Source organism: Actinomycetota bacterium, from assembly GCA_005774595.1.
Lineage (GTDB): Bacteria > Actinomycetota > Coriobacteriia > Anaerosomatales > D1FN1-002 > D1FN1-002.
In genome coordinates this window covers 1-1,114 of the sequence record VAUM01000490.1, presented here as the reverse complement: position 1 = coordinate 1,114, position 1,114 = coordinate 1, and the positions used below count along the sequence as shown (strand labels likewise).

The following is a 1,114-nucleotide window of genomic DNA, read 5'->3' as shown; positions in this document are numbered from 1 at the left end:
AGGGGGGAGCGAGCCCGCCCCGCGAGAGTCGGAATCGTCGAGCGCGGGGGGTCTGGCATCTGGGCGCTTGGAGGATTCACCGCGCGCGAAGTCGACTACCAACCAGACGAACACGGGCAGCGGTAGGAGAAGCGAGGCCCAGACCGCACCTGTGAGGTAGATCCCGATCGCTGCCTCCACGCGTGCTCCGTTTGGCCCAACGTTTCTGCGCTTCAACGGAGCGCGCCTGCGCTCCGCCTTCAAGACCGATTCTACGCCGTGGGCGCGCTGCCGCAGGAAGCGCCTGTTAGTGAGCGCGGGCTAGTCGAACGCGTCCCACGTGTCCGACGGATCGGGCTCCGGAGGACTTGAGTCAACGGCCAGCTTGAACGCGGAGTCGGGACTCGTCGCACGTAGCGCTGCAGTGGACTGTGCGCTCATGACCAGGATGATGACCAGAGAGACCGCGGGAAGAAGAGCGAGGACGGCGAGGGCCGCGGTGGTTCCCGGCGAGTGCCCGAGCGCCGGTGCCACTGCTACGACACCTGCGGCGGTGATCAGTGCGGCGAAGCCGCTGAGGGCAATCATCAGGAGTGTGACCGCCATCGCGCGAGCGGTGGTAGGGGCAGGGGCGAAGAGAAGAACGACTACGAAGATGTCGACGATGAGCGCACACACGAACGCGAGCCGGCCCCCGCGCAGTCTGCCGACGGCAAGCGAATCGTGCGGCGCCGGCGTGGGTGGTGGCGCGGACTCCGCCTTCCCCGCGTGCCGCCGTGAGAAGAGGAGGTAGACGGCGACACCGCCGAGCCCAACCCCTAGAACCTCCGCGAAGGTCTCAAGCAGACGCACCGCAAGCCCCCCAGCAGCTCTCAGCAACTCTCACGGTGGAACGGCACCGCGACTCACTAACGTTTCTGCGTTTCAGCGGCGGCGCTGTGTGCCGTCGCCGTTTCCTAGCCTACTGCGGAGCGCCGCCCGCTGGAAACGCCTGTTCGCAGTCCGGGACCTCGTTCGTGGCCTCGGGCGCTGCGCGCTTCCGCTCCCGCAGCCACAGTCCGATGCAGAAGGGCGCCATCGATCCCAGCACCAGCCACGGGATGGCGAGGGCGGTGATGCTGAGGGCGTCCTGTGC

Annotated in this window: 1 protein-coding gene; it reads right to left on the bottom strand. The window is 67.7% G+C overall.

What is annotated here, in order from left to right; all coding sequences use genetic code 11:
- Positions 1–300: 300 nt before the first annotated feature.
- Entirely contained in the window at positions 301–831 is a 531-nt protein-coding gene (locus FDZ70_11200; protein ID TLM65324.1) for a hypothetical protein, read from the bottom strand.
- Between the last annotated feature and the right edge of the window lie 283 nt (positions 832–1,114).